We start from the raw sequence: 16,035 nt of genomic DNA on the forward strand, positions 1-16,035 counted from the left end.
TATCAAAAATGAAAGGGGGATGAGTTAATGGCAGATGAAATTAAAGGCTTCACCATAGACCTCGGACTTGATACTTCTGATATTGATAGAGGTATGGCAAATTTACAACGTAAATTAAAAACAGCTGATGCACAAATGAAAGCTAACCTCTCTACTTTTGATAAAGCAGAGAAGTCAGTTGATAAATTTGAAACTGAGATTGAAGGTTTAAATAAAAAACTTACACAACAAGGTAGAGCAAGTGAACAATCTCAGAAAAAGTTAGATCAATTGCGTAAAGCGCAAGAAAATATGTCTGATAAATTGAAAGAATCGGCAATAAATGCGCAAAATGCTAAAAAACGTTACGACTCTTTAAGTAATACTTACGAAAAGATGAATAATGAGTTAAAAGAGCATCAAGCGAACGTTAAGTCTGCACAAAATGCACAGAAACAAATGCAAAATACTGTAACAGCATTGAGTGCAAAGATGAAAAATGCCAAATCTTCTGTGGACGAATTGCAAGAAGAATTTAATCAATTGAGTGAATCAGGTAATGCATCTAAACAAGAAATGGTTTCATTAGGGAATCAACTTGCAAAAGCTAAAGTACAATATAATAATCTTTCAAAAGCAGTAGACAGTGCTAAACAAGATTTAAATGAATATAAAGTTGCTACGGCAAATGCAAAAAATGAATTACAAAACTTTAGCGATGCAAATAAAGAAGCTATGGTAAGTGCTAAAACTGCAATGACTGAAGCTAAGAAAGAAGCAAATAACGCTGAACGTTCTTATGCATCGTTAAATAATGAAGTTGGACAATTACCTTCTAAATTAGACAAAGCAGAAAAAGAAGTTTACCAACAAGCTTTAGCATATAACGTTTTACAAAATCGTATTGATGAAACTAACGATGAGTTAGGGGAATTTCAACGTAAACAAGCGTTACTTGCAGTGACTGGTCGTGCAATGACTGGTGCTTGGACAAGTATGAATAGCCAAATGAGTAGAATTGCTAATACATTAAGAAGTGTGGGAGAAATTACTCAAGGTGTTATTAGTGGAATTGTTATTCAACAAATTTCAACTATAGTTCCAGTTGCAGGTAGTGCAGTAAGTGCTATTGCAGGTATCGGTGGCGCGGCAAGTGCAGCAGCTGGTGGCGCTATTGGTCTAGGTGGTGCTTATGGTGTTGCTTTGGGTGGTATTGTGGCTTTCACAGGTCAAGCTACTACCGCATTAAAAATGCTTGAAGATGGCGAAATACGTGTTACAAATGAAGTACAACGTTATCAAACAGCTTTAAGTGGTTTGCAAAACAAATGGAAAGATATTGTAAAAGCAAATCAAGCATCAATATTCAATACTATGTCTAACGGTATTAATATTGCACGATTAGCTTTAACTAGATTGACGCCATTTATCACACAAACAACGAATAAAATAGCCAATGCTTCTAAAGAAATGCGTAACTGGGTTACATCTTCACAAAATGCACAAAATGCCTTCAAACTCATCAATAATATTGGTCCACCAATATTCCAGAACTTATTAAATGCTGCAATGCGTGTAGGCGATGGTATTACCCACATGTTCACACAATTTGGACCATTGTTTTCTTGGACAGGAAAAGGAATAGAAAGTATAGCTAATAAATTTAATACTTGGGCTAATAGTGCAAACACCGATAAAGGTATTGCGCAGTTTATTCAATATACTAAAACTAATTTACCAATAGTCGGTCAAATATTTGGCAATGTCTTTAGTGGTATTATCAGTTTATTCAAGGCATTTAGTGGACATTCACATACTGTAATGCAAGGAATGGCTGGAGTAACTAAAACGTTCAAAGATTGGGCGGCTAACCTCCATAATACAGAGGGATTCAAAAACTTTATAGCTTATTTAAACGAAAATGGTCCAAGAGTGTGGCAATTATTAAAAAACATTGGATCTATACTTGTTAGTTTAGTTCAAGGTATGGCACCTGTTGGCGCTATGATGTTGAAAATAACAACGGCTGTTACTGGTTGGATATCTTCCATGATGCAAGCACATCCTATGATAGGTAAAGTCGTTGGTGGTATGACTGCGTTAATTGGTACTGCGTTATTAATAGGTAAACCCTTCCTATTATTAAGAGCTGCTTTATTGGGTGCAACTGGTGCAACTAAAGTGTTTGGTGCAACTGGTGCAATTGCTGCAATTAAAACTAAACTATTAGGATTAGAAGCGAAATTAGCAAGTTTACATTTAAAATTATTCGGTAAACAAGGATTAATTGCTACTGCAGCAACAAAAGTTTGGAGTGGTGTAACTGCAACAGCAACTGGTATTGCAAGAGGATATCGTTATGCAATTGCTGCGTTAACTACTTCTCAAACATCAAATGCAATTAAGACTAAAATAGCAACAGTAGCAACTAAAATATGGACTGGTGTCACTAAAGCAGCGGCATTAGCCACTAAAGGCTTAGGTTTAGCTCTTAGATTTATGACAGGTCCTATTGGATTAGTTATTACCGCAATTGGTGCATTAGTCGCAGGTATCATTTACTTATGGAAGAATAACGAAGGTTTTAGAAAAGCTGTTATTACTATATGGAACGGTATTAAAGTTGCGGCTATATCAATTTTTTCTTTTATTAAAAAATACATTACTGCAATATGGAATGGTATTAAAGTAGTGAGTATTGCAGTTTGGAATGCTATAAAAATTGCAGTTTTAGCGATAATTCGCGGTTGGATAACTATGGTTCGCGCATATTTTGTGCTTTTAAAAACTATATTATTTGCAATATGGAATGGTATAAAAACTGCAGCTATATCGATATGGAATGGCATAAAAATTGCAGTAACTGCGATTGTTAAAGGTTTAATTATAGCAATTAGGTTTTATATCAATTCTGTAAGAACAATTGTGTCAACTGCGTTTAATTTTGCTAAAAAAGTAGCTATAACAGCGTGGACAATTTTAAAAAATACTGTCATATCCGTATCTAAAGTGCTTTGGAATGGAATACGCACTATTTTTAATGGCATTAGAAATACTATAAAAACTATTTTTAATAGCATAAAATCGTTTGCGATAACAGTTTGGACAGTTATTAAAAATAAAATAATTGCGTTGGCACGGGCGCTTTGGAATGGTGTAAAAAATGCATTCAATAGCTTACGTAATGGTGTTAAAAGTATTTTTAATGCAGTTCGAAATATAGCTGTCCAAATATGGACGACAATCAAAAATAAAGTGATTGCGTTAGCAAAAAGTTTGTGGAACGGTGTAAGAAATACTTTTAACAATTTGCGTAATGGACTTAGAAATATTATAAATAGCGTAAAGAATACGATGGTTAGTATTTGGAATACTATTAAAAACAAAGTTACTGGAATTGTTTCAAGTTTATGGAATGCAGTTAAACGAACTTTTAATAACATGGCTAATGGTCTTAAAAATATTATAGGTACAATTAAAGATCATATAACTGGAATGGTAAATGCCGTTAAATCTGGACTGAATGGTTTAATTAAAGGTTTGAACTGGGTTGGAGGTAAATTAGGACTACCTAAGATACCTAAACTTTCTACTGGTACACAAACTATTAATCGTCAAATCAAAACTACTGGCGACGGTAAACTTAAACAAGGAACTATGGCAGTAGTTGGAGATAAAGGACCTGGTAATGGTAAAGGTAGAGAAGGACGCCGAGAAATGATTCGTTATCCAAACGGTCGTACTGCTTTAACACCTACCAAAGATACAACGACATACTTACCTAAAGGGTCATCAGTTATTAATGGTGCTACTACTCAGAAAATGCTGTCTACTGGTACAATGCCACAATTCAATACTGGAACGGTTGATTTGCCACACTTTAGCTTGGGTAGTTGGGTTAAAGATAAAGCAATTGATACAGGTAAATGGGTTGGTAATTCGGCAAAGAAAGCCTACACAAAAGCAAAAGAAGCAGTTGGTGGAGGCGCTAAATGGTTAGGCGGTAAAGTAAAAGATGTCATGGATTACATGGATAATCCTGGAAAACTTTTAGATTTAGCCTTACAAGCGTTTAATGTAGATTTTTCACAATTTAAAGATGATAACCTAGTTGGTCAAATGACTAAAGCGGGTTGGAAAAAAATTAAATCTGCAGCTATTCAATGGATAAAAAGTGGAATGGAAGCCCAAGTAGGCGACGGTTCTGTATTTGATGGCTTTAGAATATTACAACCATATTCTGCGCCTCCAAAAAAACCAAATCCTAATTATCCATTTAATGGTGGTGTCCATCACGGTGTCGACTATGATACTCCGACAGGAACACCTATAAAGACACCAATGGATGGTAGAGTTCGTAAATGGTATGACAATTACGGTGGTGGTAATGCAATCACTGTAAGTAAAGGTAAAACTCATTTATGGTTCATGCACTTACAAGAACAATTGCGTAAAACGGGTGAACAAGTTAAGGCAGGACAGTTGATTGGTAAGTCTGGTAATACTGGCTCAATGACTAACTATCGACACTTGCATTTCCAAGTCAATGAAGGTGGAGAAAGTAATTCTAATTCTACTGATCCTATTCCATGGTTAAAGAAAAATGGAAAAGGTGGTTCAACTGGTAGTAAACCTGCAAAACAATGGATTCCTGAAATCAAACGTGCTGCAAAACAAATGAAAGTTAACCTTTCTGGTAGTGAGTTAAATGGTATTTTAGCGCAAATCCAGCGTGAATCAAACGGTAACGCAGGCATCACACAAGGTAATATTGGAGATATAAATAATATTAATGGTACTCCTGCTAGAGGATTACTACAATATGTTCCTAGTACATTCAAAGCATATGCAGTTAAAGGGCATAATAATATAGTTTCTGGTTATGACCAACTACTTGCTTTCTTTAATAATAGTAATTGGAGAAGAAATTTACCTTATGGACGTTCTGGCTGGGGTCCTACTGGTAGCAGACGTTTTGCTACAGGTGGATTAATAAAAAATGCTGGTTGGTATAACATTGCTGAAGCGGGTCATCCGGAGTGGGTAATCCCTACTGACCCAAGTAAACGTAATGATGCTATGAAACTATTGGCATTAGCTGCACAAGATATTCAAGGTGGTAAATCTACTACAGGCAATAAACGCCCTAATCAATTAGGGAAAGCACCTAAATCATCTAATGACGATGCAATGCTAAATAAAGTAGTAGAACAACAAGCGACACAAATTAGTCAAATGCAACAAGCCATTGATTATCTTGCACAATTAGTTGCAAGTACGATGAATATCGAACAACAACCTAAAGGCTTTAATACAGATGATGTGACTCAAGCTATGGGTAAAAAACAAAGAATAAAAGGATATAATTTAGGTATTTAGGAGGTGTAAGTTATTGAAACAAACAGCTCGTATGTTTAATGATAAATTCGATATTATGATTACTGATTTACCGTATTTGAAACTATTAGATTTTAAAGAAGAAGATGTGGAAGTTCAAACGAATAATATTGAAATGAAAGGTAAAGATGGTGTTATTTCAGGATTAAGCACATTCGGACCATTTAAATTAGTATTGAGATTCTATTTTAAAGGTCATGATTTAAATGATTACAATTTAATGAAACATAAGTTAAGAGGGCTCCTTTATAAAAGGGAGCCTTATTATATTGTTCATTCTTTTATGCCTGGTAAGAAATACGCTGTTCAATGTGAAAGTAATGCTATAACAGATGTTGGAAATAAAGCAGGAGAATTTGAAATAACTTTCAATGTAATAAAAGGATATTCAGAGTCATTGATGGATACTTTAGATGTAAATTTTTTATCGGAAAATTGGCAGTTTGAGAATGGTTTAATAACTGATAGAGATATTAAGTATCAACATAACAACAAACGATTTGAAATATGGAACGGAAGTTATGACACAATAGATCCGTTGAAACACAAATTGTTAATAAGAATAAACGTGAATGCACCAAATGGATTTAAAATGACTAACCACATGAATGGCACAACCTTTACTTATAAAGGTGCATTGAAAGATTATCAAACACTTATTTTAAACGGTGTTCATCCTATACTTGGAGACAATAGAGTGGGTATCAACACTGAGTGGGATTGGATTGAGCTAGACCCTGGATTTAATAACATAGAAATTGATGGCGTAGGAGTTAGTAACGTATCAGTCGAATTTCAATTTGATTTTATTTATAGGTAGGTGAGTAAATGAAAGAGTTAATACTAATGAATCGCAAGGGAAACTATGCAGAGATTTTAAAAGATTATGATCTATCATCATTCAAATATGAGTATGAAATAAATAATGAACGTTCTATTTCATTTACTGCCTATAAAGCTACTGGAAATGAAGATATATTCGATATGTTAGTAAATGAAAATTACATTGTGTACGAAGGACAATACTACGTTATTAAATCCACATCTCTTAAATATGATAGTCAAACAGTACTTGTTGAAATAGTAGCAAAACATATATTCATGGAATTTCAAAATCACTTTATAGATAAAGATATTGAAAATGAAGAATTAAACACTGATATGGATGAAGAAATTACTCCAAATTATACTTTAAAACAGTATTTAGAATTTGGATTCAAAAATAACGATTTAAATTTCGAATATGAAATCATAGGTGTGTTTAATAGTGTCGCCCCTGTGTCTGAATTAGGTGGTCAAAATGGTATGGAATTTATTGTGTCAGGTGCTGAATACTTCAATTATATTTATTTTGCAGACAATAAGAAAATTTATTTTTATCACCCTGAAATGTTTTATGAACGGTCAGATATACCTATCATATATCGTGGTAATTCAGATGAAATGACTGCGGATATTACAACTACTGATATGAAAACTTATATCAGAGGATTTGGTAAAAAGAAAACGAAATCTGAAACAAATAACTATAATCCAATTAAACCTCCGAATTTAAAATACTCTGGTAACTTCACGAAAGACGGTACATGGAGAACAGATGAACTTAATAATTACTATACAAAAACATTTAATTGCAAATGGGGCAATGAAACATTGACATGGGGACTAAAAAAAATGTCTCGTGGTGGAATGATTGACGTTTATTTTGATAATAAAAAAGTCGGAACATACAGTTGTTATAGTAAAACATCAAGAACTACACAAATCGTAATTGCAGACAATTTAGAAAAGGGAGAGCATACTTTTAAAGCTGTATTTAAAGGTCCAGACCCTAACGTTAAATATAAAACAAAACCTGTTATGTACGTTGGAACTGAAAAGGGTAATGTATTGAATTTAACAGCTAAATTAAAAGGCAAAGATGTCTATTATGCTTACGATGAATATAAATCGCCTAACACATATGAAACATTCGGTAAAATGACTGCCCCAACAGTTTTTGATGATACTGTGACTAGTCAAAGTGCATTGAGAGAGAAATTAATCGAGCAATTAAATGATGAACCGACAATTGAATTATCGACTAATTATTTAGGAGATACTTTTGAACGTAGGTATATAACAAATGAAGATTTAAAAGAAAATAACTTAGTTAGATTCATACACAAACCATTACATTTCAATGTAGATTTAAAAATAGTCAAATTGACTAAGTTTCATCCGTTAATGGGCCAACCTGTGGAAGTTGAATTTAGCAATGCTAAGAAAGACATCATTGATATACAAAATCAAATTGATTTAAGAATGAAACGTGCCACAAACTCAATCGCTAATGGTAATTGGAATGTTAATAAAAATGTAAAAAGTAATTATTTTACAGATGTAGTGGGGAGTGTGTTATCCGATGGCTAATGAACCAATCATATTTATGAAAGATGATAATGACGTGAATTTTTATCCACTTGTTCACATTGAAGGAATACAAGGTTGGCCAGAAAATTTAAGTGATCTAGACATAGATAGTTTGAAAGATGAAATATCTAGTGTTAGTAGTGGAATAGCTGGAATACAATCACAAATTAATATTTTACAAACTGCAATATCTAGCATACCTAATATTACTGATACTGGTTGGGTTGATATTCAACTGAAAACAGGTATTACAGCATTTACTGCATCTGAAACTCCACAGGCTCGACTTTTGTCGGTCAATGGGGTTTATTTTTTATCCTTAAGAGGTGCAGTTAAAGGTGCGACAGGGAGAGGTACTATTGCCAGTATTCCAAGTTCGATTTCATCTGAAATAAAAAATTCAATTCCATTTGCTCAAAATACAACGTTTATTAATAACTTGGCAAATTTCATAAGACTCAGAATCAAAACAAATGGAGATATTGATTTAGAAGGTTCAACTCAGAATCCAATACTCAATTCTCATTGGTTACCAATAGATATAACAATAATGCTTTAAGAATAGGAGAATGCAAATGTTGAAATTATTGAAGTCCTTAACACAAACGTTAGGGAAAGATTTCAGACAACAGATACACACTAACTTTTTAAGAATAGAAGATTTTGTGAATAATTTTAAGAATCTATTCGATTTTCATAAAAGTGATGAAATGAACGCCCACAATTCAAAACAGATTAATGATGATAAATTCGGTACAGTCAATAATGGATTGAAGGTCATAAGCAAACGGTACAGTAATTTAGTTTTATCTAAAGCTAAAAATAGTTTGCAAGAAGTAAAAGACGCTCGTGTTGATAATAGAGGAGAGGCACACTTAACATTATTTGACCGTTTATTAGCAGATAATGTCCGATTCGAAACAGATAAAAATGAAGTCATGCAAAGTGTAAAGGATGCAAAAGATAAGGTGTTAGCGCAAGAATTTGCTTTTGATATACCCAATCAATCTTGGCAATATTTAACTAACTTAAGTCCGTGGACGAACGCGGTAATGCAAAGTTTCCACTTGGACAATAGAACAGGTTTAATATACATGACACAGGCTTATGGAGAGGGATATAAATTAACTAAAATGAAATCAAACGGTCAATTTATGTCGCAAATGTTCGTTGAAGGTGGAGGTCATGGTACCCACAATGCATATAGATGGCAAGATGATAAATTTTGGATTTATTCATTTATAAAAGATGATGAAGGGTTTAATAAATTGGTGAGGTTTTCTTATAGACCTGACATTACTATCACTTATGGCGATTATGATATGGAAGAAGTTTTCACAGGTCATCCAGAGTTACCTTATATTACACCTATTATAAATGAAGAAGAACAGAAAATTTTATATAGAATCGAATACCCTAAATCTGAATGGGAAACAAGAGGTTCTATGAATTATATCGAAATTAGGAATTTATCAGATGTTGATGAACGTACTGATAAGGTTATTCACAGAATGGATATACCTATGAGATTAACGGATGGACCTGGTGGACAGCCTATGCAAGGTGTTGCATTTGGTGAAGGTGAATTATATTGGTATACAGGGGATTCAGACTCTAATATACCTAACTTTGTGACCATATTCGATTTGAAAACAGGTGAGCAAAAACTGCAAAAAACTGCTGATATTGGTAGAACAGGTAATATATTTGCCGGTAATTTCCAAGAAGCGGAAGGAATTCAACTATATTATGACAAAAGTACAGGTAAAAAAGCATTATTAGCAGGTGTAACAGTCGGTGCAGGTAATTACCGTTCACATCAAGTACATGGTATTTTTATGCGTGATGTGTATGATAAATTGACTGCGCAAGCATTACCAACATTACAATATGAAACAGGTGGAAGAACAAAAACATTGCCTGTCGAAAATTTTACAAGGTTGTCTGAAATTATTGAACCAGGAGTTTATTATTTATACACAGTAGATACTAAGAATTTAACTGATTTTCCATTACCTAAAGAAATGAGAGATGGTGGTTATTTCTTAGAAGTATCAGCTCCTAACCAAGCAGGACAAGTTAAACAAACGCTTACAAGAAATACTTACGAAAGAGATATAATGCAATTTATTCGCATTGTCTCAATTAATAAGTTTTCAGATACTGACGGAGCTACAAATTGGAATCATACTGTTTATTCTAGTGCAGGAGGAAGACGTGAATACGTACCAGATCATATCACTAATATGAATCAGTTAGGTATCATCACAAATAAAAGATGGTACTGTGATACCGCTAGGAGCAGTCAGTTGAAAGATCATCCTAATCCAGGAGTCGCTGGTTGGACTATTGATGTGGAAAATGTAAGTGAATATGTATTTAAACTTATAGTTACACGTGTTACATCTGCTACAGCCATAGAAAAGTATGAAGCTTATTTTTCAACTACTGAAAATAAACGAACGTCTCCATGGACAAAATTTACAGGTCAAACTATATAAAGGGGTATTTAAGTTATGTCAATGAATAAAATTAAAAACATACCATTAGAAACAACAGCAACATATCAAGCTCTATCAAGCTTAAACGTTCAGTTTTGGAATCAAGATACACACACAGCTATACTGCGATTTCAAATAACTAGAAATAACTATCCTTTAGCTTTAAGTGAAGAAAACGTAAAAGTTTTCGTAGCACTTGAATCAGGGGATAGTTTTTTAGTGGACGATAACTTAGAATATCTTGATGAATTGAATGGAATTGTGTCTTATACGATTACAGATGATTTTATGAAAGTGGCTACAAATGTAGTAGGTCAAGTATATGTAACCACATTAGATGGTGAAGAAACGATTGTTCAACGAAAGTTTAGTTTTGATGTTGCAAATGACCTAATTGCTAGTTTACCAGCTGAAGATAAAATCAGAGAAATTAAATACTTCTCTGATATGAGAGCAGAAGTTGCTCAAATGATGGAAAAATTAAACAATGATTTCGAACACATGAATGATTATGTGTCACAAGTTAATCAAGCTACAGAAGATGGTATTAGTAGGCTTACTGCTTTAATTGATACAAAGCAAAAAGCATATAACGATAATCATACGGCTAAAATGAAAGAGCTAAATGACAAAGGTACTCAATACTCTACAAAGTTTGATGCTGACAAGAAATATATAGATGATGCTCAAGCTCAGTTTGTTCAATCTGTTAATGGTAGTGGTGTAGTAACAACTGCACAAACAACTAACTGGCAGAAAGCTAAATTAACTAAAGATGATGGGCAAAATTTTTATGATCCGAATTTAAAAATAGATTGGAATAACACTCAACAATTAACAGATTTACCAATTGGAACGAGATATATTGTATCTCCTTTAAACGGACCATCAGGAGCCACTTCTAATAATGGTTGGTTAACTAAATATTCACGTGGGGCAATCCAAAGAATAGAATTTGCGCCTTATGACTCTAATCAATTATTTGTAAAAACATTCTATGAATCTTGGTCAGAATGGAAGAATGTTGGAATAGACCCTGCTGTAGTAGAAACAAAATTAGGTGCAACTGAAAAAGCAAATACAGCAGAATCTAATGCTAAAAGTTATACAGATCAAAAAATATCAGAAGCTAATGAAATTATATATGAAGGTTCTGCAAAAGGCGTTGGTGCTGTTATTAAATTAACTAAACCATACGATGAATTTAACGAGATGAAGATATTCGCAAGAGGACATGGTTCATCAGAATGTTATATCCGAGATACTGATTCACGAAATATTGTTATGTATTCTTTTAACATTACTGATGCAGCTGCGGATAATGGTGATATTGTAGAAACTCAAATCGTTAAAACAGATAAGCAAACTTTAACCTTTAAAAATGTAGGGGCATATAATTTACCTACATCTACAGGAACTGTAAATTCAAGTTTAGGTTTAGAAGTGTATAAAATAGTAGGAGTGAGATATCTTGCGAATATTAATAAATAAAAACAATGAAATAGTAGGCTATTCTATAGTGGGAAACTTAGATGGAGATATTGAAGTGAGTGATTCTATATTTCCATCTACTTTTAGAGACGAATATAAAGCAGGCAAATTTAAATATATAGACGATACCATCATTTTTAACAATGATTTTTATGAAGAAGAAAAACCATCAATAGAAACACCAATAAATTCTGCACCAACACAAGATTCTAAAAGTATTGATCAGTTGAAAATCATGGTTTCTAATCTTCAAAAACAATCACTTCAAGGTACCAAATTGTCTATGCAAATGGCTCAACAAAATGCAAAAGCAACTCAGAAAATTGTTGAGTTAGAAAATGAAATAAATAAATTAAAAGAAGATAAGGGAGTTGAATAATATGGAGATGTTCTTTCCTACATTTAATGATATTCAGATAACTTATAGTTGGGGTTGTTACACTAACGAAGATATTCAATGGTTTGTGACAATGGGAGCCATTGATAAAGAAGATTATGTATTAATTACAGGGGAGAAATACCCGGATGAACCACAGGCTTAGGCTTGTGGTTTTAATGTATAGAAAGCAGGTGTGGGGATGAATGATGAAACAAGAATGTCAGAAATGGAAAAAACTACAGTAGTTTCGCTATTAGTTATTGGATCAACTGCATTAGCAAGAGGCTTTTATTGGATTGTGTCATCAAAAGAACAAGCCCATGATAGTCCTTTGTATATGAGCATGCATGAAATGTTGAGCTTAACTTTTTGGGGTATCCCCTTTTTTATAGGGGGATTGTTTTTAATTATTGCAGCGATAACACTGCCTTATAGAAATATTAAACCTATATACAGAGTTTCACTTATCTTAGGTGGAATAATTTGTGCGTTATTCTTTTTCATTATCACTCTAGCTGGTATGAATAATTCACTAAATTGGTTGTCGCCTTTATTATTCTTTGTTCTTTCTGTGGGTTCTGGTGGTTACGCTTATATTGGAGTGTTGTACTATCGAAAATAAACAATTGCCACAAAGCTACTATGACGACAGAGATGCTATTCATAAACGCATAAGAGAAGTCGATGAAAAGCACACTAATAATTATAATAGTCTGTCTTTGATATTGGCAGAATTCAAACCAGTATTTACACAAATAATTGAAACAAGTAAAGAGATGAATCAAAGTCAAAAAGAACTTGCTAAAGAACAAAAAACGACAAATGAGCATTTAAGTAATCAAGGCATACGAATTAGCAATATTGAAAATGATGTTGCAAATCTTGAAGAAGATACTACTTCTTTCAAAGCATATATGAAGAAAGAAGAAGAAGACGCAAAATTAAAAGGTAAAGAAAACAAGGATTTTATATTAAAAGCATTAGGTATTTTTGTAGGCGGTGGCGGAATAGCATGGTTGATTCATCCACTTTTCGATTTTCTTAAAATAATATTTAAATAAGTCAGCCCTTATGGGTTGGCTATTTTTTATGGAGGTAATGAGATGAATAACGACAAAATAAAACAGTTAATAGCGATGATAGGTGGATTCTTAGGTGCTTTGTATCTTGCACTTAATGCATCAGGTGTTAGTGCAGAATGGATCAATCCACAAAAAGTAGATTTATGGGTCAATGTATTAAATACAGGTTTACCTATCGCTTTAACTTTCTACGGTGTGTACAAAAACACATATCTGATTAAGCCAAAAGCGAAAGTCCAAGAAGAATATTTGAAAGAAAAGGGGCTAAAATAATATGACACAAGAAACATGGAAAGGCGTACCAATTGAATTTCAATTATTGCCATATGGCACACGTCGTTCGGGTCAAAAATTAAGAAAAGGTAAACCAGAATTTTTAGTAGTTCATGATACTGGTAATCCAAATAGTACGGCACAAGATAATGTTAATTATTATAAAAATACTTTCAATATAGACATCAATCAAACAGCAAGCGCTCATATCTTTGTTGATGATAAGCACGCAATCATTTGTGTACCAACAATAGAGAAAGCGTGGCACGTACTTTACAATGCCATACAAGACAATTTATGGTACGGCGTTGACGCAAACGATGCAGCAGTTGGTGGAGAAATTAGTTATTTCATTGACAAAGCTAACCCTAAACGAGCGAAAGAACGTTCATTAAAAGCGTTAGATAACGCAGCAAGAGTATTCGCATATTTAGCAGAATACTGGAAGATTGACTATAAAACTGAAATGCCAGGACACCAAAATATTCAAGACGACAAACAAGACCCAGGCAACGCATTGGAAGCATGTGGCTATGGTCGAGATACTTCAAACTTTGATAAAGTAGTAGCAAAATACTACAAGAAAGGTGTCAAAGTAGAGCAAGTTAAGACACCAAAAACAGCTACTAAAGCAGAACAAAAAGCTAACAAAAAAGTTATGAAAGGTTATGCCACACAATCACAAGTTAACGCACGCTTGAAAGGTTATCTAAACAAGACTGTAGATAGTCCGTATAGAGTTAAATCGCGTACGTATCGTGAAAACGATATGTTACCTATGGAGGCAGGCGCAATTGACGTAGATAAGCGTTTTAATGCACAATGTGCCGACTTAATTTTAGATTATGTATTATGGTTTACTGAAAACAAAGTTAGACCATGGGGCAATGCACGTGACATGATACCAGGTCAAAACAATTTCAGTCCTTACTTTACATGGTATGCAAATACACCTAGCTTCGTACCACCTAAAGGCTCAATTGGTGTAGCAACATATGGCACGCCGTCTTTCGTAAAGTATGGGCATATTTGGATTGTTGAAAAGGCAGACCGTAACTATCAAACCGTGGTTTAAATTTAATTTTTGATTGTTTTCGACCATATTGGTATAATTATTATTAAATTACTGATATGGAGGGCTTAAAGGTGTATTATAAAGAAAGAGTAGGGCAAACAAAAGGTATCTTCACTCTAACTGAAGTTTTAAATCGTCAATATGGTTTGTTTTATTGTTCTGTTTGCGATGATTATCATGAAGCAAGATTGGAATCTTGGGCATCGAGAGGTCGCAAAAGATGTGGAAGAATGAAAACAAATCATAGGTTATATGATAGATATGAAAAAATGTTGAAACGTTGCCATGATGTGAACAATAAAAGATACGTTTATTACGGTGGTAGAGGAATAACTGTTTGTGAAAGATGGAGAAAGTCATTTGATAATTTTCTTACAGATATGGGACCGACTTTTAAAGAAGGATTAGAATTGGATAGAATAGATAATTCTAAAGGTTATAGTCCTGAAAATTGTAGATGGGTAACTCATAGCGAAAATATGTTAAATCGTAATGGCTTTAAAAATACAACTGGTTACCCAGGTGTTAGGAAGAATAGCGGCAGTGAAAAATATCATGGTAGATTTCAAAAAAATAAAAAGAACTATATAACTAAAATGTGTGATACACCAGAACAAGCCTATAAAGAATTACAAAAATTAAAACAGACCCTATAATCAGCAATGGTTATAGCAAACCCTTTTAATTCATGGGAACCCCTAACGAATAGACGAGGGCAATCATGAGCGAAGTCCTATAAAGGAAACGTGCAACGACTATCTCGAAAGAGAGTACACTCAAGCGAGTGGAAACGGAGGGCAACCCTTGTTGGTTGATGATATAGTCTATCCTATATAGAAATATATAGCAGTTCATAAGAGAACGGTATTATATTAGCGACATAATGCGAATGTATGAGGAACAGAATTGGAATGGAAATGGTAATTTAGCGCCTAAACGTCGAGTAGATAATTATTTCGGTTGTGCAGGTTTCTGGGTGCCTAACGTAAGCACTACAGTGGCGCAAAAAGTCACATCAACAGTTAAGAAAGCAGCAGCAAAAGTTGCGCCTAAAAAGACTAAGTGGGCATGGAAAGGTCGTTTCTTCCCTAATGCTAAAAAAGGTATTAGAGTTAGACGTTCTCCAAGCACTTCTGGTGCAACGGTTGATGTCAATTCGTGGTTGTTTGATAAAGATGATTGGGTAGATTTCGACCAAATCATCAAAGCAAATGGCTATTGGTGGGTACGCTTTAAATATCCAACAAACCCTAGTGCAGGTTACTTCTATTGTGCAGTATGTAAAATCACTGATAAGAAAGAACGTATCAAACATGAAAAGGATATGTTTGGCACAGTTAAATGGAAATAAATATGTTACAATAAAATTACCACGAAATCATATTACAAGGGTAGACATCGCCATGTGTCTGCCCTGTTTTTTTTATGGTATAATATATACGAGGA

General features: G+C 33.7%; 14 protein-coding genes. All 14 read left to right on the forward strand.

Annotation, left to right across the window (positions count from 1 at the left end; genetic code table 11):
• Nucleotides 1-27: 27 nt before the first annotated feature.
• Nucleotides 28-5,358 carry a peptidoglycan DD-metalloendopeptidase family protein gene (locus ACSULM_RS03180; protein WP_436860506.1) on the forward strand — a complete coding sequence of 1,777 codons (5,331 nt, stop codon included), beginning with the start codon at nt 28-30 and terminating at the stop codon, nt 5,356-5,358.
• A gap of 13 nt (nt 5,359-5,371) precedes the next feature.
• Complete coding sequence (locus ACSULM_RS03185) at nt 5,372-6,196, forward strand: phage tail domain-containing protein (protein WP_436860509.1); 825 nt, start codon at nt 5,372-5,374, stop codon at nt 6,194-6,196.
• Between the two features lie 8 nt (nt 6,197-6,204).
• Nucleotides 6,205-7,788, forward strand: coding sequence for a prophage endopeptidase tail family protein (locus ACSULM_RS03190; RefSeq protein ID WP_436860511.1), 1,584 nt, complete (start codon nt 6,205-6,207; stop codon nt 7,786-7,788).
• Nucleotides 7,781-8,347 carry a hypothetical protein gene (locus ACSULM_RS03195; RefSeq protein WP_436860513.1) on the forward strand — a complete coding sequence of 189 codons (567 nt, stop codon included), beginning with the start codon at nt 7,781-7,783 and terminating at the stop codon, nt 8,345-8,347. The genes ACSULM_RS03190 and ACSULM_RS03195 overlap by 8 nt, the downstream gene beginning before the upstream one ends.
• A gap of 16 nt (nt 8,348-8,363) precedes the next feature.
• Nucleotides 8,364-10,289: a phage baseplate protein gene (locus tag ACSULM_RS03200; protein WP_436860515.1), complete on the forward strand. Its 1,926-nt coding sequence runs from the start codon at nt 8,364-8,366 to the stop codon at nt 10,287-10,289.
• A gap of 15 nt (nt 10,290-10,304) precedes the next feature.
• On the forward strand, nt 10,305-11,780 hold the full coding sequence (locus ACSULM_RS03205; RefSeq protein WP_436860518.1) for a BppU family phage baseplate upper protein: 1,476 nt from the start codon (nt 10,305-10,307) through the stop codon (nt 11,778-11,780).
• Nucleotides 11,761-12,159, forward strand: coding sequence for a DUF2977 domain-containing protein (locus ACSULM_RS03210; protein WP_436860520.1), 399 nt, complete (start codon nt 11,761-11,763; stop codon nt 12,157-12,159). Before ACSULM_RS03205 ends, ACSULM_RS03210 begins: the two co-directional genes overlap by 20 nt.
• Nucleotide 12,160: 1 nt before the next feature.
• Nucleotides 12,161-12,322 carry an XkdX family protein gene (locus ACSULM_RS03215; RefSeq protein WP_436860522.1) on the forward strand — a complete coding sequence of 54 codons (162 nt, stop codon included), beginning with the start codon at nt 12,161-12,163 and terminating at the stop codon, nt 12,320-12,322.
• 36 nt (nt 12,323-12,358) lie between these two features.
• A complete protein-coding gene (locus ACSULM_RS03220) occupies nt 12,359-12,781 on the forward strand; it encodes a hypothetical protein (protein ID WP_436860524.1) in 423 nt (140 codons plus the stop codon).
• Complete coding sequence (locus tag ACSULM_RS03225) at nt 12,756-13,220, forward strand: hypothetical protein (RefSeq protein WP_436860526.1); 465 nt, start codon at nt 12,756-12,758, stop codon at nt 13,218-13,220. Before ACSULM_RS03220 ends, ACSULM_RS03225 begins: the two co-directional genes overlap by 26 nt.
• Nucleotides 13,221-13,262: 42 nt before the next feature.
• A complete protein-coding gene (locus tag ACSULM_RS03230) occupies nt 13,263-13,514 on the forward strand; it encodes a phage holin (protein ID WP_436860528.1) in 252 nt (83 codons plus the stop codon).
• Between the two features lies 1 nt (nt 13,515).
• Nucleotides 13,516-14,589, forward strand: coding sequence for an N-acetylmuramoyl-L-alanine amidase (locus ACSULM_RS03235; protein ID WP_436860530.1), 1,074 nt, complete (start codon nt 13,516-13,518; stop codon nt 14,587-14,589).
• Nucleotides 14,590-14,660: 71 nt separating this feature from the next.
• Nucleotides 14,661-15,245: a hypothetical protein gene (locus ACSULM_RS03240; RefSeq protein ID WP_436860533.1), complete on the forward strand. Its 585-nt coding sequence runs from the start codon at nt 14,661-14,663 to the stop codon at nt 15,243-15,245.
• A 227-nt stretch (nt 15,246-15,472) separates the two neighbouring features.
• Nucleotides 15,473-15,940 (forward strand): hypothetical protein, encoded by a 468-nt coding sequence (locus ACSULM_RS03245; protein WP_436860534.1) that lies wholly within the window; start codon nt 15,473-15,475, stop codon nt 15,938-15,940.
• The last annotated feature ends 95 nt before the right edge of the window (nt 15,941-16,035 follow it).

Source organism: Staphylococcus caeli (genome assembly GCF_051413795.1).
Taxonomy (GTDB): domain Bacteria; phylum Bacillota; class Bacilli; order Staphylococcales; family Staphylococcaceae; genus Staphylococcus; species Staphylococcus caeli_A.